This window comes from Devosia sp. Leaf420, assembly GCF_001425445.1.
Taxonomy (GTDB): Bacteria; Pseudomonadota; Alphaproteobacteria; order Rhizobiales; family Devosiaceae; genus Devosia.
Window position 1 is genome coordinate 25,428 of sequence record NZ_LMQU01000009.1, and the last position, 23,940, is coordinate 49,367.

26 protein-coding genes are annotated in these 23,940 nt (G+C 60.9%); 12 read left to right on the forward strand and 14 right to left on the reverse strand.

The features are described from left to right. Positions 1–22: 22 nt before the first annotated feature. A complete protein-coding gene (locus tag ASG47_RS04625; protein WP_061907580.1) occupies positions 23–457 on the reverse strand; it encodes an RbsD/FucU family protein in 435 nt (144 codons plus the stop codon). A 15-nt stretch (positions 458–472) separates the two neighbouring features. Next, on the reverse strand, positions 473–1,159 hold the full coding sequence (locus ASG47_RS04630; protein ID WP_244487039.1) for a GntR family transcriptional regulator: 687 nt from the start codon (positions 1,157–1,159) through the stop codon (positions 473–475). Positions 1,160–1,327: 168 nt separating this feature from the next. On the opposite strand from ASG47_RS04630, the gene ASG47_RS04635 reads away from it, so the two are divergent. Beyond that, complete coding sequence (locus tag ASG47_RS04635; RefSeq protein ID WP_413813449.1) at positions 1,328–2,878, forward strand: UxaA family hydrolase; 1,551 nt, start codon at positions 1,328–1,330, stop codon at positions 2,876–2,878. Positions 2,879–2,885: 7 nt separating this feature from the next. Here the strand turns inward: ASG47_RS04635 and ASG47_RS04640 are convergent, their stop codons facing one another. From ASG47_RS04640 to galE, 3 genes are all read right to left on the reverse strand, one after another. Beyond that, positions 2,886–4,043 carry a DUF459 domain-containing protein gene (locus ASG47_RS04640; protein ID WP_061907582.1) on the reverse strand — a complete coding sequence of 386 codons (1,158 nt, stop codon included), beginning with the start codon at positions 4,041–4,043 and terminating at the stop codon, positions 2,886–2,888. 69 nt (positions 4,044–4,112) lie between these two features. Then, positions 4,113–5,306 (reverse strand): lytic murein transglycosylase, encoded by a 1,194-nt coding sequence (locus tag ASG47_RS04645; protein WP_162243218.1) that lies wholly within the window; start codon positions 5,304–5,306, stop codon positions 4,113–4,115. Positions 5,307–5,314: 8 nt separating this feature from the next. Continuing rightward, a complete protein-coding gene (gene galE / locus ASG47_RS04650) occupies positions 5,315–6,301 on the reverse strand; it encodes a UDP-glucose 4-epimerase GalE (protein WP_061907584.1) in 987 nt (328 codons plus the stop codon). Between the two features lie 104 nt (positions 6,302–6,405). Between galE and galU the strand changes: the two genes are divergently transcribed. Next, complete coding sequence (gene galU, locus ASG47_RS04655) at positions 6,406–7,290, forward strand: UTP--glucose-1-phosphate uridylyltransferase GalU (RefSeq protein WP_061907585.1); 885 nt, start codon at positions 6,406–6,408, stop codon at positions 7,288–7,290. A gap of 12 nt (positions 7,291–7,302) precedes the next feature. Here galU and ASG47_RS04660 read toward each other — a convergent pair whose 3' ends face one another. The 3 genes from ASG47_RS04660 to ASG47_RS04670 form a co-directional block, all read right to left on the reverse strand. Then, a complete protein-coding gene (locus ASG47_RS04660) occupies positions 7,303–8,673 on the reverse strand; it encodes an outer membrane beta-barrel protein (protein ID WP_156463993.1) in 1,371 nt (456 codons plus the stop codon). Positions 8,674–8,759: 86 nt separating this feature from the next. Next, positions 8,760–9,209: an NfeD family protein gene (locus tag ASG47_RS04665; RefSeq protein ID WP_061907587.1), complete on the reverse strand. Its 450-nt coding sequence runs from the start codon at positions 9,207–9,209 to the stop codon at positions 8,760–8,762. A 12-nt stretch (positions 9,210–9,221) separates the two neighbouring features. Next, on the reverse strand, positions 9,222–10,220 hold the full coding sequence (locus tag ASG47_RS04670; protein ID WP_200940866.1) for an SPFH domain-containing protein: 999 nt from the start codon (positions 10,218–10,220) through the stop codon (positions 9,222–9,224). Between the two features lie 203 nt (positions 10,221–10,423). Here ASG47_RS04670 and eda point away from each other — a divergent pair, with 203 nt between their 5' ends. From eda to ASG47_RS04695, 5 genes are all read left to right on the forward strand, one after another. After that, a complete protein-coding gene (gene eda / locus ASG47_RS04675) occupies positions 10,424–11,059 on the forward strand; it encodes a bifunctional 4-hydroxy-2-oxoglutarate aldolase/2-dehydro-3-deoxy-phosphogluconate aldolase (protein WP_061907589.1) in 636 nt (211 codons plus the stop codon). Between the two features lie 19 nt (positions 11,060–11,078). Next, a complete protein-coding gene (locus ASG47_RS04680) occupies positions 11,079–11,441 on the forward strand; it encodes a winged helix-turn-helix domain-containing protein (RefSeq protein ID WP_200940858.1) in 363 nt (120 codons plus the stop codon). A gap of 68 nt (positions 11,442–11,509) precedes the next feature. Next, positions 11,510–12,238 carry a molybdate ABC transporter substrate-binding protein gene (modA, locus tag ASG47_RS04685; protein WP_156463994.1) on the forward strand — a complete coding sequence of 243 codons (729 nt, stop codon included), beginning with the start codon at positions 11,510–11,512 and terminating at the stop codon, positions 12,236–12,238. Further along, positions 12,238–12,933, forward strand: coding sequence for a molybdate ABC transporter permease subunit (gene modB / locus ASG47_RS04690; protein ID WP_061907591.1), 696 nt, complete (start codon positions 12,238–12,240; stop codon positions 12,931–12,933). The genes modA and modB overlap by 1 nt, the downstream gene beginning before the upstream one ends. Before the next feature lie 139 nt (positions 12,934–13,072). Next, the gene (locus ASG47_RS04695) at positions 13,073–14,257 is read left to right on the forward strand and encodes an alpha-hydroxy acid oxidase (RefSeq protein ID WP_061907592.1); all 1,185 of its coding nucleotides are present in this window, start codon (positions 13,073–13,075) and stop codon (positions 14,255–14,257) included. Positions 14,258–14,260: 3 nt separating this feature from the next. On the opposite strand, the gene ASG47_RS04700 is transcribed toward ASG47_RS04695, so the two are convergent. Next, positions 14,261–14,743: a response regulator gene (locus tag ASG47_RS04700; protein ID WP_061907593.1), complete on the reverse strand. Its 483-nt coding sequence runs from the start codon at positions 14,741–14,743 to the stop codon at positions 14,261–14,263. Between the two features lie 194 nt (positions 14,744–14,937). Between ASG47_RS04700 and ykgO the strand changes: the two genes are divergently transcribed. The 3 genes from ykgO to ASG47_RS04715 all read left to right on the forward strand — a co-directional run bounded on the left by ykgO (position 14,938) and on the right by ASG47_RS04715 (position 16,185). Beyond that, positions 14,938–15,063, forward strand: coding sequence for a type B 50S ribosomal protein L36 (ykgO, locus tag ASG47_RS04705; RefSeq protein WP_035086881.1), 126 nt, complete (start codon positions 14,938–14,940; stop codon positions 15,061–15,063). 127 nt (positions 15,064–15,190) lie between these two features. Continuing rightward, a complete protein-coding gene (locus tag ASG47_RS21040) occupies positions 15,191–15,688 on the forward strand; it encodes a hypothetical protein (protein ID WP_061907594.1) in 498 nt (165 codons plus the stop codon). Positions 15,689–15,780: 92 nt separating this feature from the next. Further along, entirely contained in the window at positions 15,781–16,185 is a 405-nt protein-coding gene (locus ASG47_RS04715) for a hypothetical protein (RefSeq protein ID WP_061907595.1), read from the forward strand. Between the two features lie 57 nt (positions 16,186–16,242). Here the strand turns inward: ASG47_RS04715 and pyk are convergent, their stop codons facing one another. Together pyk and ASG47_RS04725 are read right to left on the reverse strand one after the other, a co-directional pair. Next, positions 16,243–17,682: a pyruvate kinase gene (pyk, locus tag ASG47_RS04720; RefSeq protein WP_061907596.1), complete on the reverse strand. Its 1,440-nt coding sequence runs from the start codon at positions 17,680–17,682 to the stop codon at positions 16,243–16,245. After that, positions 17,679–18,245, reverse strand: a complete 567-nt coding sequence (locus tag ASG47_RS04725; protein ID WP_244483967.1) for a DUF1036 domain-containing protein — start codon at positions 18,243–18,245, stop codon at positions 17,679–17,681. Before ASG47_RS04725 ends, pyk begins: the two co-directional genes overlap by 4 nt. Positions 18,246–18,512: 267 nt before the next feature. Here ASG47_RS04725 and ASG47_RS04730 point away from each other — a divergent pair, with 267 nt between their 5' ends. Then, positions 18,513–18,776: a DUF2312 domain-containing protein gene (locus ASG47_RS04730; RefSeq protein WP_061907597.1), complete on the forward strand. Its 264-nt coding sequence runs from the start codon at positions 18,513–18,515 to the stop codon at positions 18,774–18,776. Positions 18,777–18,787: 11 nt separating this feature from the next. On the opposite strand, the gene ASG47_RS04735 is transcribed toward ASG47_RS04730, so the two are convergent. After that, entirely contained in the window at positions 18,788–19,393 is a 606-nt protein-coding gene (locus ASG47_RS04735; protein WP_156463995.1) for a hypothetical protein, read from the reverse strand. Next, positions 19,386–20,540 (reverse strand): hypothetical protein, encoded by a 1,155-nt coding sequence (locus ASG47_RS04740; RefSeq protein WP_061907599.1) that lies wholly within the window; start codon positions 20,538–20,540, stop codon positions 19,386–19,388. The genes ASG47_RS04735 and ASG47_RS04740 overlap by 8 nt, the downstream gene beginning before the upstream one ends. Before the next feature lie 154 nt (positions 20,541–20,694). Here ASG47_RS04740 and ASG47_RS04745 point away from each other — a divergent pair, with 154 nt between their 5' ends. Continuing rightward, positions 20,695–21,834: a glycosyltransferase gene (locus tag ASG47_RS04745; protein ID WP_061907600.1), complete on the forward strand. Its 1,140-nt coding sequence runs from the start codon at positions 20,695–20,697 to the stop codon at positions 21,832–21,834. A 71-nt stretch (positions 21,835–21,905) separates the two neighbouring features. Here the strand turns inward: ASG47_RS04745 and dxs are convergent, their stop codons facing one another. Continuing rightward, on the reverse strand, positions 21,906–23,834 hold the full coding sequence (dxs, locus tag ASG47_RS04750) for a 1-deoxy-D-xylulose-5-phosphate synthase (RefSeq protein ID WP_244487040.1): 1,929 nt from the start codon (positions 23,832–23,834) through the stop codon (positions 21,906–21,908). Positions 23,835–23,940 lie beyond the last annotated feature (106 nt).

The window sequence follows — 23,940 nt, forward strand, 5'->3', positions numbered from 1 at the left end:
CGACTTTCGTTCGCCGCGGTGGTCAGGCCTTGGGGCGGATGATGCCCTTTTTCAGGATTATATTGGCGTAGAGCCGGTGTTCGCCGGTCTGGACGACGGCGACGGCTTTTTTGGCGCGATCATAAAAGGCGAAGCGTTCGATCGTTGAAAAACTCTTGGCCGGTTCGTGACGGCGGATGATCTCTTCGAAGGTGTCGTAGATGGGCTCGCGCTGTGAGGGATGATCGACAACGGCCATGCCGATAGCGGTCTCCTCGACGAATTCATCGAGCGGCATGAGCGTCAGTATGGCCTCGAGCATGTCGGTCGCCGAGATGCCGTCGGCGCGGTGAACGTTGGGCCCAAGAAATTCGGCGGGGAAATTGGCATCAGCGATGACGATCTCATCGCCATGGCCCATGGCGCGGAGGGTGGTGAGGAGTTCTGGGCCCAGAATGGGCGGAATGAGCTTGAGCATTTTATCTCCAAAAGATCAGCCGAAGGGGAAGTCGCCATGGTCGAGCGCGCCTTCGGCGCCATCGGCAAACATTTGCGGGTGCTCGCGGGCGAAAGCGAAGAGCTCGACCATGACGGCATCGATATGGGCGCGGATGGCAGCGATGGCCTGCGGCGTGTCGCCGGCGACGATGCCATCGAGAATGGCCTGATGCTCGGCGATGGTGAGGGCAAGACGGCGCGGCGTGATGATCAGCCGGCGGGCGCGGTCGAGATTGGCGCGGGCCTTGTCGATGATGGCCTTGACCTTGGTCATCCGCATCGAGCGGAAGATGAGGTCGTGAAAATCGATGTCGATCTGGTGGAAAGTTTCGCTATCGTCACGCGCGGCAGCGGCGCGCTGATCGGTCATGTTGGCCTGGAGCGCAGCGACCAATTCGGCATCGTGCCGGCCGATGAGAACGCGCAGAGCCTCGCTTTCGAGGCCCTTGCGGATCAACATATATTCGCGCACGTCGGCGATGCGGACGAGGGAAACGGTGGAGCCGCGCTGGGGCGCGATGTCGACGAGGCCCTCTTCGGCAAGCCGCGCAAAGGCCTCGCTGACGGGGAAGCGCGAAACGTCGAAATGGGCGCAGATACCTGCCTTATCGAGCACTGTGCCCGGCGGGAGCGCCAGCGTGACAATGGCCTGCCGCAGGGCCTGCGTTACCTCGGCAGTCACATTGCCGCGCGCTAAGGTCGGCGGCCGTGTCAAAAAAGAATAAGAACTTGTATGGTTGTTCATGCTAACATGTTAGTTAGTGCGCAGCCGTCTCGCAATGGCCCAATCTGACTGCGATGGGCCAAAGCGTAAAGCACCCGTTGAGACCTCTTTCTGCCGGAACGCCCCATGTCCGAAACCATGACCCGCCCGCAAGGCAAGACCCTGACGCTGAATGGCGCCGACAACATCGCCGTGGCGCTGGCCAATCTCGATCCCGGCACGGAGACGGCGCAGGGCGTTTCGATCGTCAAGCGCGTGCCGCGCGGGCACAAGTTTGCGACGCGGCCGATCGCGGCGGGCGAGGCCATCGTCAAGTTCGGGCAGATCATCGGTTTTGCCAAGGTCGGCATTCCTGCCGGCGATTGGGTGCATGAGCACAATTGCGGCATGGGCGGGCCAGACGGCACGCTCGAACACGACTATGCCTTTGCCGAGGGCGCGGTGCCGGTGGAATTTTTGACGGGGCCCGCGCAGGCGACGTTCCAAGGCTATCGCCGGGCCAATGGCAAGGTCGGCACGCGCAACTATATCGGCATCCTGACATCCGTGAATTGCTCGGCGACCGTCGCCAAGTTCATGGCTCAGGCGATCAACAGTTCTGGCATTTTGGACGATTATCCCGAGATCGACGGCATCATTCCCTTTGTCCACGGCACGGGCTGCGCCATGGACAATCAGGGCGAGGGCTATCAGATCCTGCGGCGCACGCAGTGGGGCTATACGGCCAACCCCAATCTCGGCGCGGCGCTGCTAGTGGGCCTTGGCTGCGAAGTGTTCCAGATCGAGCGGATGAAGCAATCCTACGGGATGACCGAGACCGACACGTTCCAATCCATGACGATCCAGGAGATCGGCGGGACCAAGAAGATGATCGATTGGGGCGTCGAACGGATCAAGGAAATGCTGCCGATCGCGGCAAGGGCAAAGCGCGAGACAGTGCCGGCTTCGGAACTGACCTTGGCGCTGCAGTGCGGTGGCTCGGATGGTTATTCGGGGATCACCGCAAATCCGGCGCTTGGCGTTGCGGCAGACCTTCTCGTGCGCAATGGTGGGACGGCGATCCTTTCGGAAACGCCTGAGATTTATGGCGCAGAGCATCTACTCACCCGCCGCGCGGTCAATCGTGAAGTGGGTGAAAAGCTGCTTTCTCGCATCAAGTGGTGGGAGGATTACACCCAGCGCAATGGCGGCGAGATGAACAATAATCCGTCCCCCGGCAACAAGGCGGGCGGGCTGACGACGATTCTCGAGAAGTCGCTCGGGGCCGCGGCAAAGGGCGGCACCTCGCCGCTGACGGCGGTCTATGAGTATGCCGAGCCGGTGACCGAAAAGGGTTTTGTGTTCATGGACACGCCGGGCTTCGATCCGGTGTCGGCAACGGGGCAGGTGGCTGGCGGTGCCAATATCCTCGCCTTCACGACCGGCCGCGGGTCGGCCTATGGCTGCAAGCCGGTGCCGTCGATCAAGCTCGCGACCAATTCCGAACTCTATGGCCGCATGACCGACGATATGGACGTCAATTGCGGGGATATCGTCGAGGGCGTGTCTATCGAGGCCAAGGGGCAGGAGATTTTCGATCTCATGCTGCGCGTGGCCTCGGGCGAAGAAACCAAGTCGGAAAAGCTTGGCTATGGCGACAACGAATTCGTGCCGTGGCAGGTTGGCGCCGTGATGTAAGGCGAGCCTAGCGCTCGCCCTCGTTCGCTGTATCAGCGCTTGGGTCGATCCCGACGCCAAAGGCATCAACCCGGCCGATGGGGGCAGCCATGAGCTGCTCAAGCGTAAAGCCGTTATCGTTGGCGGCTTGCGGCGCAGCGATGAGGAGATCGGCGGCGCGTTGCGGGGCGCGGCTGATCGGAACGACGGCTCCGGCAACTTCCAAGAGACGCGTCTGACCCTGGCCTTGATAAGGTGGGCGCAGCATAGCGGCAGCGTCCGTGCCGAGAAGTGGGTCGGCGACAGCCACGGTCAGGCCGCCGCCGCGATAGAAGGTGCGGATGGACTGGCTGATATAAAAGGCGAGCTTGTCGGCGCCCGCAGTCGAGAAATGAATGCCATCTTCCTTGCGCATTCGGGTGTTCTGGCCGTTCACGTCCGGACCCTGGGACGAATATTTGCCGTCTTCGCCGAGAAAACGATCATAGATATCGAGATATTCGGCGCCGCCCGAAAAGGCCGCCATTTTAAAGAGGGCGCTGATCTGGCTCATGGCGGCGGAATATTCGGTCTTTGACATGGGCGGGAGGCCGACCCAGATCACCGGCTTTCGCGCAGCGCGCAGTTGGCCGAGGAAAGTGTTGACGCGAGCCTGATATGCCGCGGTCCATTGCGGGGTCAGGGACGGATAGCTTTGCCCATCGACCGTGATTTCCTGGCGATCATTGACGCCGATAATGACGACAGCAAGATCGAAGCTGTCGGCGGCAATCTGTTCGCCGACCGTCTTGTTCCAATCGAAATAATCGTCGCGCACGAAGCCGGAAGAGCCGACGCCCTGGTTGATGACAATGAGATTTGGGTCTTCGGCGTAAAAGCGCTCGAGCGCCTTGGCGAGATCGACGGCGAGGGAATCGCCGAAGACGGCAAGGCGCGTGGCGTTTTCGGCTTTTTCGACCTGCGGTTTTGGCGGAGGCAGGGCGGCGACTGGCGCTGCCTTCCGCGGCGCTTGCTGCTGCACCGGGGGCGGCGCCTGCTGGGGCTCATCGCCAAAAAGTACGTCGAACAGCGTGCGGCGCTTTTGCTGCTGGGCGACCTCGAAGCGCTGCTCGGCCTGCGCGAAAGAGGGCGCGGTCTCTACTGCCGCGAACAGCACAATCAGCAGGAAAAGGACAATGCGCTTCATAAGTGGTCCCGCAACATCGTTTGGGTCTAGCAGAGGCAAGAGGCCAAGGCCATGCCGCTCGCCATGGCGTTACTGCGCCGCAGCGAGGGCATCGGCGGCGGCGCGGGTGATGAAACCATCGGCAATCTCGCCGCGGGCCGCCTGGAACCGGGCATAAGCCGCTTGGGTGATCGGGCCGAGGCGGCCATCGACGGCACCGTCATAAAGGCCGAGGCGCTTGAGCGACTGCTGAATGGACTTGCGCTGAGCAATGTTGGGGAAAGCGGTATCGCGCGGCCAGGGTGCTGCAAAAGTGCCGCCGCCCTTGAGCCGATCGGTCAGATGGGCGACCGCCATGGCGTAGCTGTCCGAGAAATTATAGCCTTTTAGGACCAGATAATTGGCCGTCATCAGGAATTTCGGGCCGCGATGCCCTGTCGGCACATAAAGAAAAACGGGCGTGTTAGCATCGGCAAACGGACGGCCGGAGACGCGGGTAACGCCGCGCTCGGCAAAGAAGCTGATGGGGCGGAGCTGGTCGCGCGTCGCAAGGAGATAATCGAAACCTTGCGGGACTTCGACCTCAAAGCCCCAATCCATGCCCGGCTGATAGCCGAGATCGCGAAGGAACTTGGCGGAGGTCGCGAGGGCGTCGGCGAGCGATGTGTGAAGATCGACGCGGCCGTCGCCATCACCATCGGCACCATGCGCTATGACATTGGTCGGATTGACCTGGAGATGGCCAATGGCGCCGGCCCATGAACCCACAGGCGAGACGCCGCCATTGCGCTGAGCGAGGAGAAGAGCGGCAAAGAAATCGGCCTTGTCCTCAGCGTAGCGCGTGCGCTGCTGATAGGTAACCGTAGCGAGCGAGCGGACGATGGGGCGGATCAGGCTGTCATTTGAGAGCACGGCGCCATAGTCGGTCTCGATGCCCCAAATGGCGCCGAGGAGATAGGGATCGACGCCATATTGCTGGCCAATGGTCGAGAAGAGATTGGCGTTGCGTTCGAGCGCGGCGCGACCGCGGCCGATGCGGCCATCGGTGACCCGGGTTTCGATATAGTCCCAGACCGGGGCCGTGAACTCTGGCTGGGTCTCGACGAGATTGGGCACACGCGGATCGGGCGTCAGTCCCTGCGTGAGCGCATCATAGGTCGAAGGTTCGACCCCGCTCGCAACGGCTTCGGGCTTGAGCGCAGCAAGAAACCGGCTGAACGCGGCGTCCTGCGCGAGGACAGGTGTCGCCAGAAGGCTGAGGGCAAGGACGGCCGCGCGCAGCATTTTGTGCATCAGCGATTGCGGGTCATGAGATGGCGTTCCCAATTATAGGCGGTGTCGACGATCTCGTTGAGGTCATCATGCTTGGGCACCCAACCGAGCAGCGAGCGGACCTTTTCGCCGGTGGCGGTGATGGACGCCGGATCGCCAGCGCGGCGCGGACCTTCTTCGGCGCGGAAATTGATGCCCGAGACTTTCCGGACCGTTTCGACCACTTCGCGCACAGAATAGCCCCGGCCATAGGCACAGTTAAGCGTCGTGCTTTCGCCGCTCTGGCGCAGGTGACCGAGCAGCAGAGCATGCGCCGCGATCAGATCGGTGACGTGGATATAGTCCCGGACGCAGGTGCCATCGGGCGTTTCATAGTCGGTGCCAAAGATATCCATCTTTTCGCGCTGGCCGAGCGCGGTCTGGCAGGCGACCTTGATGAGGTGGGTCGCAAGCGGCGTCGACTGACCGGAGCGCTTCTGCGGATCGGCGCCGGCGACGTTGAAGTAGCGGAGCACGCCAAAGGTCAGCGGATGAGCCGCTGCCACGTCGGCCAGCATCCACTCGGTCATGAGCTTGGAGCGGCCATAAGGCGACATGGGATTGAGCGGGGTATCCTCGACGACGGGCGCCAAGCCGGTCATGCCGTAAACGGCCGCGGTCGAAGAGAAGATGAAGTGCTTTACGCCGCCCTTGACCGCCGCCTCGATGAGGTTGCGCGAGGTCGCGGTGTTGTTGGCGTAGTATTTGAGCGGATTGGTCACCGATTCCGGCACGACGATGGAGCCGGCGAAGTGAATGATTTCGGTAATGCCGTATTTTTCGATGAGGCCAACGACGAAATCGATGTCACCGGCATCGCCCTGCTCGAAGCGGGCGCGGCCATCGATGGCCCAGTCGAAGCCGGTGATGAGGTTGTCGAGGACGATAACGTCTTCGCCGGCATCGGCCAGATTGAGAACCATATGGCTGCCAATATAGCCTGCGCCGCCGGTAACCAATATCGCCATTTGTCCCAATCCTACCCAGAAAAAACTGTTGTCGCGAGGCGCTATGTATCAGATGTTGCCCGGCAAGCGACAGCATTGCGCAATAGTGTCAAAGGGAAGTTTCCGTGTCCAAACGCGTCCGTACCGCCGTCTTTCCCGTCGCAGGCCTCGGAACCCGCTTCCTGCCTGCCACCAAGGCCATGCCGAAGGAAATGCTGACGGTCGTCGACCGGCCCCTTATTCAATATGCCGTCGATGAAGCCCGCGAAGCCGGGATCGAGCACTTCGTTTTCGTCACCGGCCGCAACAAGGGCGTCATCGAAGATCACTTCGACCGCCAGTTCGAACTTGAAGCAACGCTAGAGTCGCGCGGCAAGACCGCAGCGCTCGACGAGTTGCGCAAGGACCTGCCATCGGCCGGCCGCACCAGCTTTACCCGCCAGCAGGAGCCACTTGGGCTCGGCCATGCCGTCTGGTGCGCGCGCGATATCGTGGGCGACCAGCCTTTTGCCCTGCTGCTGCCGGACATGATTTTCCAGGCCAAGCCCGGTGTCCTCAAGCAGATGATGGACGCCTATGAAGAAAGCGCCGGCAATATCATCGGCGTCGAGGAATGCGCCTGGGAAGATGTGTCGTCCTATGGTGTCGTTGTGCGCGGGGAAGGCTCGGACAAGGGCTTTGCCATCAATGGCATGGTCGAAAAGCCCAAGCGCGAAGATGCGCCGTCCAATCTTTTCATCTCGGGCCGCTATATCCTGCAGCCGGAAATCTTCTCTCTGCTGGCCGAGCAGACCCGTGGTGCGGGTGGTGAAATCCAGCTCACCGATGCCATGCAGACCCTGATGAGCCAGCAGCCGTTCACCGGCGTCAAATATGAAGGCAAGGTCTTCGATTGTGGTTCGAAGCTCGGTTTCCTGACGGCCAATGTGGTCTTTGCGCTCGATCGTGGCGATATCCGCCCCGGCTTCATCGAAGAACTGCGCAAGCTCGATCTCGAAAACCACCTCTAAGGCAAGATCGCGTTAGCGCGAAATGGTGACGCCCAGGCTGACCTGATGGCTCTGGGTGTTGCCGCTCGTGATATTGTCGCTATTGGCATAGCCATAATCGGCGTTGAGGCTCGTGTGCTTGTTGAACACGTAGTCCGCGCCGCCGCCGAGGGCGAAGCGACGGTCCGTGGTGCCCGTCCCTACAAGCTCTGAATTGCTCCAGTCAGCCGAAGCGCGGACGCGCAGCCAACTGTTGATATCATATTGTGCGCGGGCAAAGGCCGCATATTGGATGCGGCCCGTGCCGGGGTTGTCGGCGCCAGCGGGTGACAGGGTCGTGTCGAGGCCCGCCGTGAGCTTGACGGTCGGGTCCGGCGTATAGCTGACTTCAAAACCGTAAAGCTGGGCGCGGAAGGCGCCGAGGCTCGCTTCATCAAAGACACGTTCGCCAACGCCAACCGAGGCGCTAGCCGACCAGGCGGTGTTCCACTTGCCCGCAATACCGGCGCGTAGGCTGCGATTGGTCGCATTAGGGTAGACACCAAGGCTCGCTGTCTGGACGTCGAAAATGTCGCGCTGTACTTCGCCTTGGCCGAAGACTTCCAGAACCGGCGTGAACTGGTAGCCAAGGCGCAGCGCGCCGTTGCCGGACCAATAATTCTGCTCGGAATTATCGGTGACGCCGGTATCGGTGCGCGTGGTCGGGCCATAATTCACCCGGTCGATCCCGCCAGTAATCCCCACGTTGAACTGACCAAAACGGCGGTCGACACCAAGGTCGATGCCGCCGGTGACGATCTGCGGTGGGGTGATCACGAAGGGCGAGAGGCCAACTGCGCCGGGCAGGTCCTGCGAGAGGCCAATATTGGCGCCGGCTTTTACCGAAGTATTGGAATCGATTGGAGCGGTGGCCGAGAGCGAGAGGCCGCCAGCCGTGACCGTGATGGCATCCTGGCCATTGGCCTTGGCGATTTCGGCAGAACCGGAAAAGACAAGATCGGCAATGCCGCCATTGTGCGTGGCGGTGAATTGCGGCGTCAGGCGGGTGACAAACGTTTCCTGGCCATTGGAGGTCGTATAGGTGCCACGCAGGCCCACGGACCAATCAAGCGGCACTGTTTCAGGCGCGTCGTTGGCGACGGCAAATTCGGGGGGCACAGGCTGGACCGGATAGACGCCCGGGCGGAGGCGATCCTCCGTCACATCTTCCGGCTCATCGGTCATGCGGCGCGTCGTGGTGGCGTTGGTTTGGCCGGTCTGATTGGTCTGGCCGGTCGTGGTTGATTGGCTTGTGTCGGTTATCTCGTCGGTGACGACAAGCGCGGGGGCGGCAAAGACAGGGCTTGCCAGCATGCCGGCAAGCACGCTCAAGGCAATGGTCCTGTTGTGCTGCCTCTTGGACACGCCGCGCTCCAAAACAGGGCGCCTCCAAAACGGAGGGCTCCGCGCGCGATCCTTTCAGCTTATGGTTAACGAACCCTTGCCGAGGCCTAAATGGCCTCGACGCGAAGCACCGCGCCATCGCTGCCGGTGATGCGGATGCGGCTGCCCGCAGGCAGGTCCGGCCCGGCCACACGCCAGACGGTGTCGTCGAGCGTCAGCCGGCCAAAGCCACCGGCTATCGGCTGTTCAAGCACGGCCTCGCGGCCGATGAAGCGATCGGCCCGGCGGTTGAGATAGGGGCTATCGGTGTCCGTCGAGCGGCTCCGGCTAAACCGGGTCCAGAGGAGGATGGCGATAAGCGCCAAGACAGCGAACATCAGCCATTGCCAGGGCCAGGCGATCGGCTCGATGAAAACGACGATGCCGGTGACAATGCCGGCAACGCCGAGCCAGACGAGAAAACCGCCCGGCACGACGAGTTCGAGACCAAGAAGCACGAGGCCGGCGATGATCCAGGCCCATGGCGCGTTGGCAGCGAGGAATTGGATGAGGGCCATGCCGGGTTCGCCTTAGCTTGGGTTTGGCTCGCGCGGGGTTTGGCCAGCAACCGGCGGCCGCGCGACGGGACGGGTCGGCTGGGCCTGGCGCGCTTCGCCGCCACCAAAGGTTTCGCGAGCGATTTCGGCAATGCCGCCGATGGCGCCAATGACGCTCGACGCCTCGACCGGCAGCATCAGGACCTTCTGGTTGGGCGAGGTGGCTAGCTTGCCCAGCGCTTCGATATAGTTGTTGGCAACGAAATAGTTGATGGCTTGCACATTGCCCGAGGCGATGGCGTCCGACACCATCTGGGTTGCCTTGGCTTCGGCCTCGGCAGAACGTTCGCGCGCTTCGGCATCGCGGAAAGCGGCTTCGCGACGGCCTTCGGCTTCCAGCACCTGGGCCTGCTTTTCGCCCTCGGCCTTGAGAATGGCGGCCTGGCGGCTACCTTCTGCTTCAAGAATGGTGGCGCGCTTTTCACGCTCGGCCTTCATCTGGCGGCCCATGGAATCAACGAGATCCTTGGGTGGATCGATATCCTTGATCTCGATGCGCGTGATCTTGACGCCCCAGGGCGAAACCGCGGTATCGACCACGCGCAGCAGGCGCTCGTTGATCTCGTCGCGGTGGCTCAAAAGCTCGTCGAGGTCCATCGAGCCCATGACCGTACGAATGTTAGTCATGGTCAGGTTGAGAATGGCGTTTTCGAGATTGGCCACTTCATAGGCCGCAGCCGCCGCATCGAGGATTTGGTAAAAGGTCACGCCATTGGCCGTGATCGAGGCATTGTCGCGGGTGATGACTTCCTGGTGGGGAACGTCGAGCACCTGCTCCATGACATTGATCTTCTTGCCGATCGTGTCGATGAACGGGACGATGATATTGAGGCCTGGCTTCAGGGTCCGCGTATATTTGCCGAACCGCTCGATGGTGTAGTTGTAGCCCTGCGGCACTGTCTTGGCGCCGGCGAACAGCACCAGGATGATGAGGATACCAAGGAAGATCAGCGTGATGCTGAGCCCATCCAGAGCGAAACCGTCAAATCCCATGATGCGTGCTCCCACAATGTTATGTGGTTCTTATCTAAGGATATAGTGACAGTTAGGCAATCAGCGAGCGGCTCGACGGCAATTGGCTTTTTTGACGGGGCAATAGTGTTCTGCCTTGCGGGGCAAGCGATCTCAGCCTAACCCTTCAGCCGAACTGTTCTTTGCTGTGAGAAGAGAAGCCCATGCCGCAGGACGCAACCGCCATCCGCTCTATCCTGTCCCTGGCGCCCGTCGTGCCTGTCATCATTCTCGATGACGTGTCACAGGCGCGCCCCCTCGCAGAAGCGCTGGTGGCCGGTGGTTTGCCGGTGCTCGAAGTGACGCTGCGCACGCCCAATGCGCTCAAGGTCATGGAAGAAATGGCCAAGGTTTCCGGCGCCATCGTCGGCTCGGGCACGGTGCGGAATGCGGCGCATATGAAGGCATCGGTCGATGCCGGCTGCCGCTTCATGGTCTCCCCCGGTGCGTCGCCGCGCCTTCTCGATGCCGCTGACGATGTCGCCATCCCTCTGCTCCCCGGCATTGGCACCCCGACGGAGGCCATGGCCGCGGCCGAGCGCGGTTATTCCTTCCTCAAATTCTTCCCGGCCGAAGCCCTTGGCGGCGCACCCGTGCTGAAAGCCTTTGCCTCGCCACTGCCCGATATCACCTTCTGCCCAACGGGCGGCATCGATGTCGTGAAAGCCAAGACCTATCTCAGCCTGCCAAACGTCATTTGCGTCGGCGGTAGCTGGATCATGCCGGCCGACGCCCTCGCGAGCGGCGACTTCGCCCGCATCGAAGCCCTCGCCAAGGAAGCGAGCGCGCTTAAGGCCTAATGCGATCAAGGAGGTGAGTGTGGACAAGACAGCGTCCGGTCTCGGTCACCTCCGCATCGTGCTTTCCGACAAGGCCTATATTGGGCCTGGGAGAGCGGATCTCCTAGAGGGCATTGCGGCGACCGGGTCGATCTCTGCGGCAGGTAAGGCCATGGGGATGAGCTATAAGCGCGCCTGGAGCTTGGTGCAGGCGCTCAATGAGGGATTTGGACGGCCGTTGGTCGAGACGGCGCGCGGCGGTGCGGGGCAGGGTGGAGCTCAACTGACAGGTTTGGGCCATGAGGTGCTGGCTCGCTACCGGGCGATGCAGGTCGCGACTGAGACAGCGATTGCCGCCGATGTCGCAGCCCTCCGCGCAGCGATATCCGATATTTCCGAGTAAACATATCGCTTGCGCCTTTGATATGTTTCCGCCATCGATATGGTCGGTCGAACATATCGGAGGCTTCCTTGTCCCGTCTGCTGCTTTCCCTTGCCGTTATCGCCGCCACTGCAACGCCGGCTTTTGCCGAAACCGTCAATGTCGCGGTGGCTGCCAATTTCACCGCCGTCGCTGAGGAGCTGAAAACACTCTTCGAAGCCAAGGGCGAACATCAGGTGGAACTGAGCTTCGGTGCGACAGGCCAGCTTTACACCCAGATCACCCAAGCCGCGCCATTCGGCGTGTTTCTCGCCGCCGACGATACGCGCCCGCAAAAGGCGATCGATGAGGGTTTTGGCGTCGAAAGCACCAATTTCATCTATGCTGAAGGCCAGCTCGCGCTTTATGGACCGGGCCGCGATCTCAGCGACGGCGAAGCAGCCCTCAAGGCCGATTTCAACAAGCTCGCCATCGCTGATCCGGAAGCCGCGCCTTATGGCAAGGCAGCCATCGAAACGCTGACCGCCCTTGGCCTTCTCGAAACGCTGACACCCAAGCTCGTGCAGGGCGAGAACATTTCCCAGACTTTGCAATTCATCGAAAGCGGCAATGCCGAACTTGGATTCGTGGCCGCTAGCCAAGTGATCGGCAAGGGTGACCAGTGGATCGTGCCGGCGCAATTGCATGAGCCCATCTCGCAAGGGGCGGTGCTGCTTAAGGGAGGCGAAAACAATCCCGCCGCGGTGGCTTTCCTCGATTTCCTCAAATCCAATGAAGCAGTGTCGGTTATCGAAGCGGCGGGCTATACCGTCCCCTGATGGATTGGACGACGCTTTTTTCCCCGATTGCCCTGACGCTCAGCCTCGCGCTGAGCGTTACGCTTGTATTGATTATCACCTCGACGCCAATCGCCTGGTGGCTGGCGCATGGACGCTGGGCGGGAAAAGAAGTCGTAGGGGCGCTCGTGACGCTCCCCCTCGTTCTCCCGCCGACCGTGCTCGGCTTTTACCTGCTCCTCGCTTTGGGGCCGAACGGACCAGGCGGGTGGATTGCCGGATTTTGGGGCGCGCGGACGCTCGCCTTTTCCTTTGGCGGCTTGATGATCGGGGCGGGTATCGCCTCGCTCCCCTTTATGGTGCAGCCCCTGCGCAACGCCTTTGCGGCCATTGAGGCCGAAGTGCTCGAGGCCGCTGACACGCTTGGTGCCTCGGCGCGGCAAAGGTTTTTCCGAGTTGTCCTGCCGCTCGCAGCCCCCGGCTATCTCGTTGGCGGCATCATGGCCTTTGCCCATACGATGGGTGAATTTGGCGTTGTGCTGATGATCGGCGGGAATATTCCAGGCGAGACCAAAGTGCTCTCGATCGCCATCTATGATTTCGTCGAGCGCCTGCAATGGGAGCGCGCCCATGTGCTGGCCGGGGGCATGGTGGTCTTTGCCTTCCTCGTCATTTTCTCGATGCTTATGATCAATCGAAGGGCGACGGCGCCGGTTGGTGATCGTCAAATCGGCTGATACATCTTGCCATTCGAGCCTAGCTCTCATGGCCTTCTCGGCTCAAATCGCGCCACTGGCGCGATTTGCCCTGCGGGATGCCTTGAAGACTAACATGTTAGTTGCTAGAGCAGGCGCGACAGCCTCTCGGAGCCCTTTCATGCCCGCCATCGACAAGATCCTCACCGTTGACGAAATGATGCGGGTGGCGCGTCGACGGGTGCCGAAAATGTTCTTCGAATATGCCGATAGCGGCTCTTACACCGAGAGCACGTACCGCGATAACGAGAGCGATTTTCAAAAGATCAAGCTCAACCAGAAGGTCGCGGTGAACCTAGAGGGGCGCAACCTCAAGACCCCGATGCTGGGCAAGGAAATCACCATGCCCGTCGCCATTGCCCCGGCGGCAACGGGCGGCATGCAGACCGCGGACGGCGAGATCAAGGCGGCAAAAGCCGCGCAAAAGTTTGGCATTCCCTTCGCGCTGTCGACCATGAGCGTCTGCTCGATCGAGGACGTGGCCGAGAACACGACGGCGCCATTCTGGTTTCAGCTCTATGTGATGCGCGACCGCGATTTCATCAATCGCTTGATCGACCGCGCCAAGGCGGCAAAATGTTCGGCCCTCGTCCTCACCATGGATCTCCAGATCCTTGGCCAGCGCCACAAGGACATCAAAAATGGGCTATCGACGCCACCGAAATTCACGCCCTATTCAATCTGGCAGATGATGCAGCACCCGCTTTGGTGTGCGCGCATGCTGGGCACCAAGCGCCACACGTTCCGCAATATCGTGGGCCATGTGAGCGGCGATCACGACCTCGCCTCGCTCTCGGCCTGGACGGCGAGCCAGTTCGATCCGACGCTCAATTGGGGCGATGTACGCTGGATCAAGGAGCGCTTTGGCGGTCCGGTGATCGTCAAGGGCGTGCTTGATCCCGTTGATGCGCAGGCCGCGGTGGACAACGGCGCCGATGCGATCGTCGTGTCCAACCATGGCGGGCGGCAACTCGATGGCGCCCCATCGTCCATTCGCGTGCTGCCCGAGATCGTCGATCGGGTCGGCAACAAGACGGAAGTCTATCTCGATAGCGGCATTCGCTCAGGACAGGATGTGATCAAGGCGCTGGCCTATGGCGCAAAGGCCACCTTTATCGGCCGACCTATGCTCTATGGACTAGGCGCGGGCGGCGAAGCGGGCGTGACGCGCGTGCTCGAGATCATCCGCAAGGAGCTCGATACGACCATGGCGCTCTGCGGCGAGCGCGACATTCTCAATGTGGGGCTGCACAATATCTATTCCAACGACATTCCGCCGCGTAACGCACCGAAGCCGCGCGTCTGACGCTCAGGTCTCTTCACGCTGGTCTTCGATGCCGTGGGTGAGAATACGCCGGCGGCGGTCGGGCCCTGCATATTCGGGCGCTTCGATGAATTCGCGCGGATTGATGTCGAGGCTGGCGATGCGCTTTTGCAAGTCCGCCGCCGAGAATGGCTTCTTTAGAAACTCGCTGACCCCGGCATCGCGGGCGGCGGCGATGCGATCGACGTCAGGGGCCGCCGACATCATGATCACCGAGGTTGTGCGGTTAGGGCAGTCGAAATCCGTGCGCAATTGGCGCACGAGCTCGATGGCATCAGGCGGACCCATGGCGTCGTCGATGACGATAAGGCTATGGGAACGCGCGTTGAGAACGGCCAGAAGATCTTTCGGTGTCGTGACCTCGGTGACCATGCGGTGACCGATACCCCGCATCGTGGTCGCGATAAGGGCAGCCATATTCTCGACCGGATCGGCAATAACGACGCCGTGCTTCAGGATCTTGTTCACAAAAAGTCCTCTGGAACCTGAGAAAAATCCTAGCGGGGAAGGTTGACCTCCCGGTTAATGGATAGCGGGGCTCTGATGCGGAAAACGCGGAAAACTCTTTGCTGCGCGCGTTGACAGGCCCGGTCTATTTCCCTATGAAGGGCGCAGTTTTAGGGCGCCTTGGCGCCCCTTTTGTTTGACCAGGGAATACAACGATGAAGATCACCAACTCGCTGAAGGCGTTGATGACGCGCCACCGCGCGAACAAGCTCGTCCGCCGCCGCGGGCGCGTCTACATCATCAATAAAGTGGACAAGCGCTTCAAGGCCCGCCAGGGCTAGGCCTTTCCGCTTCTCTATCTTGATTGGGCCCGTAGCTAACGCTGCGGGCCTTTTTGTTTATGGGCTGGCGTTCGGTGTAAATTAACCCAAACTCTATGGCTCACAGGCACATGCTTGTGACGGTCGGATGGGAAAGCTAGGACAGCGTGCCGGCCCGAAGCCGGTTCAGATCAGCAAGATCCAGCAGCGCCAGGACGGCGCGCCGATCCTGTTCCAGAGCGTCATGTTTCCCAGCGTCACTATCAGCCTGACCATCCGGCGGCCTTTTGCAGCCGTCTATACCTTCCTCTCGACACCAGCCAATCTCAATGAATGGATCAACGGGGTCATCGAAAGGCCTCTCGAACGCCTCTCCGACTATCACTGGCAAGCCCAGTTCGATGGCGAAGAGGTCGAGCTTCATTTCACCCCGCCCAATGTCTATGGCGTGCTTGACCTGCGGGTGAGCGATGATCGCGGCACGCGGCGGCAATATTGGGTGCGCATCCTGCCCAATGATGATGGTGCCGAGCTCAGTTGCACGATCCTTCAGGTGCGCGGCGAAACCGATGCGCAGTTCGCTTCTGAGTGCGAATGGTTGCGGACCGACCTCAACGTGCTCCGCAATTACATCGAGACTCACTGACCGAGCAGTGACGCCACCCAAGGGGTGGCGTTTTGATTTGGGCGGCAGAGGCTATGCGGATAAGATAAGGGCGGCGACCGAAAGGGGCCCACATGCGGCGTTCTCATACAATTTCGATCCAGATCGAGCAGCCGTTTGCTCTCGTCTATGCCTATCTGGCCGAGCCGAGAAACTATGCGCAGTGGGCGGCGGTGGACCCTCACCTTTTCCATCAGCTTGAGACTGGGGATTGGCATGCCGAGGTGCGGTTTGGCGGCATCAGGCATATCCGGTTTACGCCGCGCAATGATTTCGGTGTGCTCGATCACGCCGTTTTCATCCCCGGACAACCGCTGCTCTGGACGCCCATGCGCGTCATGCCCAACGAGAACGGTACCGAACTGCTGTTCACCTTTTTCCAGCGCCCCGGCATGAGTGCGGAACAATTCAATTCGGCGATTGAATGGATCACCACCGATTTCCTGACGCTCAAGACCCTTCTCGAAACACCGCGTTAGACAAACAAAAAGGCCCGCTTGCGCGGGCCTTATCATAGGTGCGTCTTGCGTAGGGGCTCAGCTCGAGCCAGCGCCGTCCTGGCGGACAAAGGCGATGCGCAGCATATTGGTCGCGCCGGGGGTTCCAAGCGGCACGCCAGCGGTGATGGCGATGCGGTCGCCGGGGCGGGCAAAGCCTTCCTGGTAGGCGATGACGCAGGCGCGATCGACCATGTCTTCAAGGCTGACGGCGTCTTCAGTCTGCACGCAATGAATGCCCCAGACGACCGACAGGCGGCGAATAGTGCGCAGATTGGGCGAGAGCGCGATGATGGGCTTGGAGGGACGTTCGCGGGCAGCGCGAATGCCGGTCGAGCCCGACGCGGTATAGGTGACGATCGCGGCGAGATCGAGCGTTTCGGCAACCTGGCGCGTGGCGGCAGAGATAGCGTCGGCGGCGGTGGCTTCAGGCTCGGTCTGGGCGGCACGGATGATGTTGCGATAGTTCGCGTCGCCTTCGACGGCCACGGCCACCTTGTTCATCGTCGCCACGGCTTCGATCGGATACTGACCCGATGCGGATTCTGCCGAGAGCATGACGGCATCTGCGCCTTCAAACACGGCGATCGACACGTCCGACACTTCGGCGCGGGTGGGAACCGGCGAAGTGATCATGGATTCGAGCATCTGCGTCGCAACGATCACCGGCTTGCCATAGCGGCGGCACATGCGGATCATGCGCTTTTGGAGGCCCGGCACGGTTTCGAGCGGAAGTTCGACGCCGAGATCGCCGCGGGCCACCATGATGGCGTCGGAGAGCTTGACGATTTCTTCGAGGCGATCGATGGCCTGTGGCTTTTCGATCTTGGCCATGACGCCGGCGCGACCCTGAACGATCTTGCGCACGTCGATGATGTCTTCAGGACGCTGTACGAAGGAGAGCGCGATCCAGTCCGCTTCGGCCTTGAGGCCTTCGAGCAGATCGGCGTGGTCCTTTTCCGTCAGTGCGCCCGTGGGCAACAGCGTATCGGGCAGGGAGACGCCCTTCTTGTCGGAGAGCTTGCCGCCATAGACGACTTCGGTCTCGATCACGCCGCCTCCGACTTTAGTCGCCTTGAGCTGCAGCTTGCCATCGTCCAAAAGGAGACGGTCGCCGACGGAAACGCTCTCGATGATTTCCGGATGCGGCAGGTAGACGCGCTCGGAATTGCCGTTGTCGTTCTTTTCGCTGTCGAGGGTAAACTTCTGGCCCTGGACGAGATTGATCGAGCCTTCGGCGAACTTCCAGACGCGCAGCTTTGGGCCCTGGAGATCGACGAGAACGCCGAGGGGATGATTAAGCCGCGCTTCGACGCTGCGGATCCGGGCTACGGTCTGATGCAGCAATTCGTGGCTGGCATGGCTCATATTGATGCGGAAGACGTCCGCACCGGCCTTGGCCAGCTCCTCGATCATCTTTTCCTCGTTGCTTGCAGGCCCGAGGGTGGCGAGGATCTTTGCGCGTCTGATCCGTCTCATGGTGATTCCGTGTTCTGTGTCTCTGGCGGTAGGGGCGGCGGAGGTGGCGGTTCGGTCTGATCGGGGTTTTCGGGGTCGACCAGGAAAGCCGGCTCTTCTAGATCTTCACCTTCACCAGGACCGACGACATTTGGCGCGCCAGCGTTCTCGGTGAGCTGCATCGTCCAGTCGGTCCGGTTCTGCGTATCGATTTCAAAGAACCCGGTGCGCTCATAGCCCCGTGCGAGGCAATCCTCAACCCCGAATATTGTGAAGGTTTCGTCGCGCGTGCACATGAAGACCTGGCCATCCCAGGCGCCGCCCCCGATGTCATCGACTGCATAGAGGTAATAAAAGCGCCGCTGCAGGTCGCCCTGATAGAGCGTGCGGCAATCGCCGGGCGGAGTTTGCCACCAGCCTTCGCTCATCCAGCCACGCTCGGCGCGATATCCAAGCGAGACCGAAACGACATTGGCTGTCTGGTTGCAGATGCGCAGATCGGCATAGGCCGGAGCAGGTGCGGCAATGAAGAAACCCGCCGAAACCAGCGGCAAGAGCAGAAGGCCGAGGTGGAAACGGTGCACGGGCAGGCCACTTAACATGGGAAAACCGCTTTTCTTTGAGCCGATGGGGCAGGGGAGGTCAATGGCTAATCCAGCGCGCGCTTTCAGAATCGCGTTATGCGCATTCCGCTCTGATCGTCGGCGTGGCTCTTCCCGCGAGCTTTAGGCACGGGATTTGACGGAATTGCGGGCAAGCCATGCCTGACCCTGTGACGAATCGTCGGTCAAGGGCTTGAACCTTTGCAGCCCTTGGGGTTCAAGGTGGCCAGAACGAAATGAGGTTTAGCCATGGCCGTTGAAGACAGCGTCGCCCAGGACCAGCTCCGCGCCTTTATCGAGCGCATCGAGCGGATGGAAGAAGAAAAGGCCGCGATCGCTGCCGACATCAAGGAAATCTATGCCGAAGCCAAGGGCAATGGTTTCGATACCAAAATCCTGCGCAAGATCGTGACGATCCGCAAGCAGGATGCCAATGAGCGCATGGAGCAGGAAGCCCTGCTCGAGCTTTATATGTCGGCTCTCGGCATGGTCGAAGCGCCACCCGAGCGCTAAGTGATTTTCGCTTAGCCCGGATCGGCCGGGCTAAGCTGCAAAATGCTCAGTTTGACGCTACGCCAATAGGTGTTCGAGATGCGATTGCCCGGACTGATGGCGTCAGGGTAATCGAATTTGACGTCGAGATACCCGCTATCGCCGACGGTATCGGCCGGGATGGCGATAGTGAAGCGCTCGGTCTTTGCGGGCTTCACCATCAATTCTCCCAAGTCCACACCATTGGCCGAAACCAGCACGCGCTGTTGCGCCGGGCCGGGCAGGGTCACGCCGGTCAATTCCACCATCAGCGTCAGGTTTTGCGCGGGGCCAACGGCAAAGCGAAGGCGCGAGGTCTGGCCGATGGAATGCATGCCGTCGCCTGCCGGGCCATCCCAGCCGCAGGGCCGCAATTCGCGCGTGTCATCGCCGCCGGATCGGAAATCGAGTTCGGTGCCGAGCGTGTAGTTCGCTGCGACCGGCTGAGGCAGGCAGGTGGTCGTCTTGTCGATGTAGTAGGCGCGATAATCGTCGGAAACGTTGGGGTGGAGCGCCTGCCAGAGGATGGCAAGCTCAAAGAGCGCGATCAGTGCAGCCAGCGCGTAAGCGCCGAGGGTGGCGGGAGAGCGTTCAGACAAGCGCAACATTGCCTCCCAACCAGGCCAGCGTAACGAACCAGGCGCTGACGATGATGGCGACAAAGCTCAGCGCGAACACCACGCGCTGGCGCGCCAGCAGCGTCGCGACCGTGATGGTGAGCGGCGCCATGGCGGTCATGAAGCGCAACATGGACGCAAGCCCTGCCGCGAGGGGAATGATGATGCAGAAAAGGCAAAACACCACTGCGGGCCATTGGCGGCGCCAGGCAAGGATGCCGGTGACGATCAGCCCCGCAATGGCTGCGAGCGCGAGGATCTGTGAATTGCTGAACAGTGCGCCATTGTCCGGCCACTTGTTGAGCCCTTCCCAGAGATAGACCACGGGATTGGCGACCATCCGGCCCCAGGCGCGCTGGGTGTGACTAAAGGCAAGCCCATCGCCGACCCAATAATTGAGGAAGGCTACATAGGTGAAAAAGCCGAGGGGCGCGATGAAGATGGCAAGGACCAGACGCGGCTGGGCTAGAAGCCCGGGGACCACGCCCTTCCATGTGCCTTTTGACTTTCGATAATCCATCAGAGCCTGAACGCCGATCGAGAGCGACGCAAAGACGCCGACGATGCGGGTCGCCGATAAAAGCGCAGCGGCGCCGGCAGCGCCGAGATAATCGGAGCGGCCGAGGAAGCGAAAAACCAGCGTCGTCAGCAGCACATACATGACCTCGGTGAAAAAGGTCGTGAAATAGAAGGAGACGGGCCCTGACAGCATGAAGGCCGCATAAAGCGTGTAGGCGCGGATATTGCGTCCGAGGAGCGGCCAGGCTGCGACGACCGCCGCATAGGCGGTGAGGATCGACAATAGGCTCGCAAGAACAATGGTCGGCAGGGGAATGATTTTGGCGACGAGCCCAACGAGCATGGGGTAGAACGGGAAAAACGCCCAGTTGCCGGCATTGATACGTGAGGGAATGGGAAACGTGTCATAGCCAGTCTCGGCCATGCGGACATACCAACCGCAATCCCAGCGGCAGAGAGCGCCGAAATAATTGGTCCAATCTGCATCCGGCTGCGCGTAACGAAAGGCTAAAAACCGGATGAGGGTGCCGCTGAGAACAAAAAGCAGCGGCAAAAGCAGCAGGAGAGCCGTGGGCCTATCCTGCTTGAGATCGAGACTAGGCGGAAACATGGCTTCTCCTGCCATGGAAGCATGCCTGAAATTGCATAAAGAGCCGGTTATCACATCTGCGGCCCATGCAACCCTGCCATGAAATATCTCTTTGCAACTTTTCGTGCGAGGCGTGCTTTTAAGCTGGATGCCCGAAGCCAGAGTGCTCCAGTAAATGTCGAACGGTTCGCTTGAAGACGTCCGCGTCGAAACCGCGCAAACTTTCCGCCCCCCACAGCTCGCCGTCATCGTTCCCTCCTACAATGAGCGGGACAATGTCGAGTTGCTGTACGAGAAGGTCGCCGTTGCACTCGGCGACACGCCTTGGGAGATGATCGTCGTCGATGACGATAGCCCGGATGGCACGGCTGACGTCGTTAATGAACTGAGCCGGGTTTACGCCAATATCCGCTGTCTGCGCCGTTTTGGCCGCCGTGGTCTGGCCTCGGCCTGCGTCGAAGGCATGGCGGTTACGGCTGCGCCCTATGTTGCGGTGATCGATGCCGATCTCCAGCACGACGAATCCATTTTGCCGCTGATGCTGGCCGAAGCTCTTTCCGGTGCCGACCTCGTCGTCGGTTCGCGCTTTGCCGAAGGCGGGTCTGCCGGCGATGGCCTCAGCGCCACGCGCCTTTCGGGCAGCAATTTTGCCAATAAGCTTGCCGGCATGATCGCCGGCCAGGCTGTAAGCGATCCGATGAGCGGCTTCTTCCTTATCCGTCGCGAAGCAGCCCTTGCGGCAGCACCTAAACTGGCCAGCGACGGCTTCAAGATCCTGATTGATCTCATTGTAACCTCTGCCCGCATGGGCAAGCCGCTTGAGATCGCCGAAGTCCCCTACACGTTCCGCCCGCGCCATGCTGGCGAAAGCAAGATGAACCCGCTGGTGGTCATCCAGTATCTCGGCCTCTGGTTTTCAAAGATGACGGGTGGCGCCTTGCCACCAAGCTTCCTGCTGTTTGGCTTGGTTGGCGGCACGGGTGTCGTCGTTCACCTGCTTACGCTGGGCTTCTTCACCTCGGTGCTGGCCCAGGGGTTTGTGGTGTCCCAGATCGCGGCGACCCTGATCGCCATGGCCTGGAACTTCGTTCTCAACAACAACCTGACCTATGCCGATCGCAAGCTCAAAGGCCCGAAGCTTATTACGGGCTTCCTCAGCTTCTGCGCGATTTGTGCGCTGGGCGGCATCGCCAATATCTCGGTCGCCAATGCGATCTACCAGTGGGATCATCAGACCTTTATCGCTGGCCTCTCGGGTGCGATCATGAGCTCGGTGTTCAACTACGCCGTGACGCGCGCCTTCACTTGGAAGTAAAGCGCAAGACTCCCCCAATCCAAAAATCCCCGCGCGAGCGGGGATTTTTTGTTGGCTGAATGTGTCTCGGATCAGGCTTGGGCGAGAGCGGCCTTCATGGCGGCTTCATCATAGCCAAGCGCGGTGAGGGCAGTGGCGACTATGCCAATGCGATCGAGGCCCGCGGCCGCATACATGTCGTTCTGGCTCGAATGTTCATCGAACCGATCCGGGATCATCAGCGGTCGGAAGCGCAGCTTGCCGTCGAGGAGGCCATTGCTCGCGAGGAAAGTCGCGACATGGCTGCCGAAGCCACCGAGGCCGCCTTCTTCGGTCGTGACCAGCACATCATGGGTCTGGGCCAGCTTGGCAATCAGCTCTTCGTCAAGCGGCTTCATGAAGCGCGCATCGGCAATTGTTGGGTTGAGACCCAAAGCAGCAAGCTTGTCGGCTGCCGCAAGAACTTCGCCCAGACGCGTACCGTATGAAAGGAGCGCGATGGCGCTGCCCTGACGCAGGATACGGCCCTTGCCGATGGGCAGGATTTGGCCGCGCGCCGGCATATCGACGCCCATGCCATCGCCGCGTGGATAGCGGAAGGTGATCGGTCCGGTGTCATAATCGGCGGCCGTCGCCACCATATGGCGGAGTTCGGCCTCGTCGGCTGCGGCCATCTGCACGATCCCGGGCACAGCGCCAAGATAGGCATTGTCGTAATTGCCGGCATGGGTCGGACCATCGGCACCGACAAAGCCGGCGCGATCGATGGCGAAGCGCACCGGGAGGCCCTGGATCGCGACGTCGTGGATCACCTGGTCATAGGCGCGCTGCAGGAAGGTCGAATAGATGGCGCAGAAAGGACGCATGCCTTCGCTGGCAAGACCTGCTGCAAACGTGACCGCGTGTTGCTCGGCAATGCCGACATCATAGATACGATCGGGAAAAAGCTCGGCGAATTTATCGAGGCCGGTGCCCGTCGGCATGGCCGCTGTGACGGCGACGATGCGCGGATCGTTCTGTGCTTCCTGGATCAGGGTTTCGGCAAAGACATTGGTGTAAGACGGCGCATTGGACGGCGCCCTGGTCTGGGCGCCAGTAATAACGTTGAATTTGCTGACGCCATGATACTTGTCGGCCGAGCTTTCGGCCGGGCCATAGCCCTTGCCCTTCTTGGTGACGACGTGGATCAGGACCGGTCCCGCTTCCATATCGCGCACGTTTTCGAGGACCGGCAGCAGATGATCGAGGTTGTGACCATCGATCGGGCCGACGTAATAAAATCCAAGCTCCTCAAAGAGCGTGCCGCCGGTGAAGAACGAGCGGGCGAATTCTTCGGTCTTCCGTGCGGGTTCGTGTAGCGGCTTGGGGAGCTTGCTGACGATCGACTTGGCCGCGTCGCGCGTGCCGCGATAGGCGGGGCTGGAGACGAGCTGGGCGAGATAGGCCCGGAGCGCGCCCGTGGGTGGGGCGATCGACATGTCATTATCGTTGAGAATGACGACGAGCCGCGCGTCCATGTCGCCAGCATTGTTCATGGCTTCATAAGCCATGCCCGCGGACATCGCGCCATCGCCGATAACGGCAACGACATTGCGCTTGATGCCAAGATGTTCGCTCGCGACCGCCATGCCGAGACCGGCGGAAATCGAGGTTGAGGAATGGCCGGCGCCGAAGGGATCGTATTCGCTTTCGGCGCGGCGGGTGAAGCCGGACAGCCCATCCTTCTGGCGCAGCGTGCGCATGCGGTCGCGGCGGCCGGTCAGGATCTTGTGCGGATAGGCCTGGTGGCCAACGTCCCAGATGATGCGATCGTGCGGCGTATCGAAGACGGCGTGGAGCGCCACAGTCAATTCGACGACGCCGAGACCAGCCCCCAAATGTCCACCGGTTACCGAGACCGCGTCGATCATCTCGACGCGCAATTCGTCAGCAAGCTGGCGCAATTCCTCGCGGGGAAGCGCGCGCAGATCGGCCGGCGTATTGACCGTGTCAAGCAAAGGGGTTTGCGGCTTCTCGGCCAAGCGGGGCTCCATGGGATGCGGCGGCAACAGGAAGTCTTTAGGCTTGCGGTCGTGCCAATGCAAGAACCGGCAATTAGACTTGCCGATTACAGAGAACGCTTGGAAA

What these genes read in the sequence shown, in the direction of transcription:
- pyk (WP_061907596.1), bottom strand. Translation starts at nt 17,682, where the DNA reads ATGAGACGGATCAGACGCGCAAAGATCCTCGCCACCCTCGGGCCTGCA.
- ASG47_RS04645 (WP_162243218.1), bottom strand. Translation starts at nt 5,306, where the DNA reads ATGCTGCGCGCGGCCGTCCTTGCCCTCAGCCTTCTGGCGACACCTGTC.
- ASG47_RS21040 (WP_061907594.1), top strand. Translation starts at nt 15,191, where the DNA reads ATGGGAAAGCTAGGACAGCGTGCCGGCCCGAAGCCGGTTCAGATCAGC.
- ASG47_RS04625 (WP_061907580.1), bottom strand. Translation starts at nt 457, where the DNA reads ATGCTCAAGCTCATTCCGCCCATTCTGGGCCCAGAACTCCTCACCACC.
- ASG47_RS04640 (WP_061907582.1), bottom strand. Translation starts at nt 4,043, where the DNA reads ATGAAGCGCATTGTCCTTTTCCTGCTGATTGTGCTGTTCGCGGCAGTA.
- ASG47_RS04740 (WP_061907599.1), bottom strand. Translation starts at nt 20,540, where the DNA reads ATGTTTCCGCCTAGTCTCGATCTCAAGCAGGATAGGCCCACGGCTCTC.
- ASG47_RS04745 (WP_061907600.1), top strand. Translation starts at nt 20,695, where the DNA reads ATGTCGAACGGTTCGCTTGAAGACGTCCGCGTCGAAACCGCGCAAACT.
- ASG47_RS04695 (WP_061907592.1), top strand. Translation starts at nt 13,073, where the DNA reads ATGCCCGCCATCGACAAGATCCTCACCGTTGACGAAATGATGCGGGTG.
- ykgO (WP_035086881.1), top strand. Translation starts at nt 14,938, where the DNA reads ATGAAGATCACCAACTCGCTGAAGGCGTTGATGACGCGCCACCGCGCG.
- galE (WP_061907584.1), bottom strand. Translation starts at nt 6,301, where the DNA reads ATGGCGATATTGGTTACCGGCGGCGCAGGCTATATTGGCAGCCATATG.
- ASG47_RS04635 (WP_413813449.1), top strand. Translation starts at nt 1,328, where the DNA reads ATGTCCGAAACCATGACCCGCCCGCAAGGCAAGACCCTGACGCTGAAT.
- modB (WP_061907591.1), top strand. Translation starts at nt 12,238, where the DNA reads ATGGATTGGACGACGCTTTTTTCCCCGATTGCCCTGACGCTCAGCCTC.
- ASG47_RS04715 (WP_061907595.1), top strand. Translation starts at nt 15,781, where the DNA reads ATGCGGCGTTCTCATACAATTTCGATCCAGATCGAGCAGCCGTTTGCT.
- eda (WP_061907589.1), top strand. Translation starts at nt 10,424, where the DNA reads ATGCCGCAGGACGCAACCGCCATCCGCTCTATCCTGTCCCTGGCGCCC.
- ASG47_RS04730 (WP_061907597.1), top strand. Translation starts at nt 18,513, where the DNA reads ATGGCCGTTGAAGACAGCGTCGCCCAGGACCAGCTCCGCGCCTTTATC.
- ASG47_RS04665 (WP_061907587.1), bottom strand. Translation starts at nt 9,209, where the DNA reads ATGGCCCTCATCCAATTCCTCGCTGCCAACGCGCCATGGGCCTGGATC.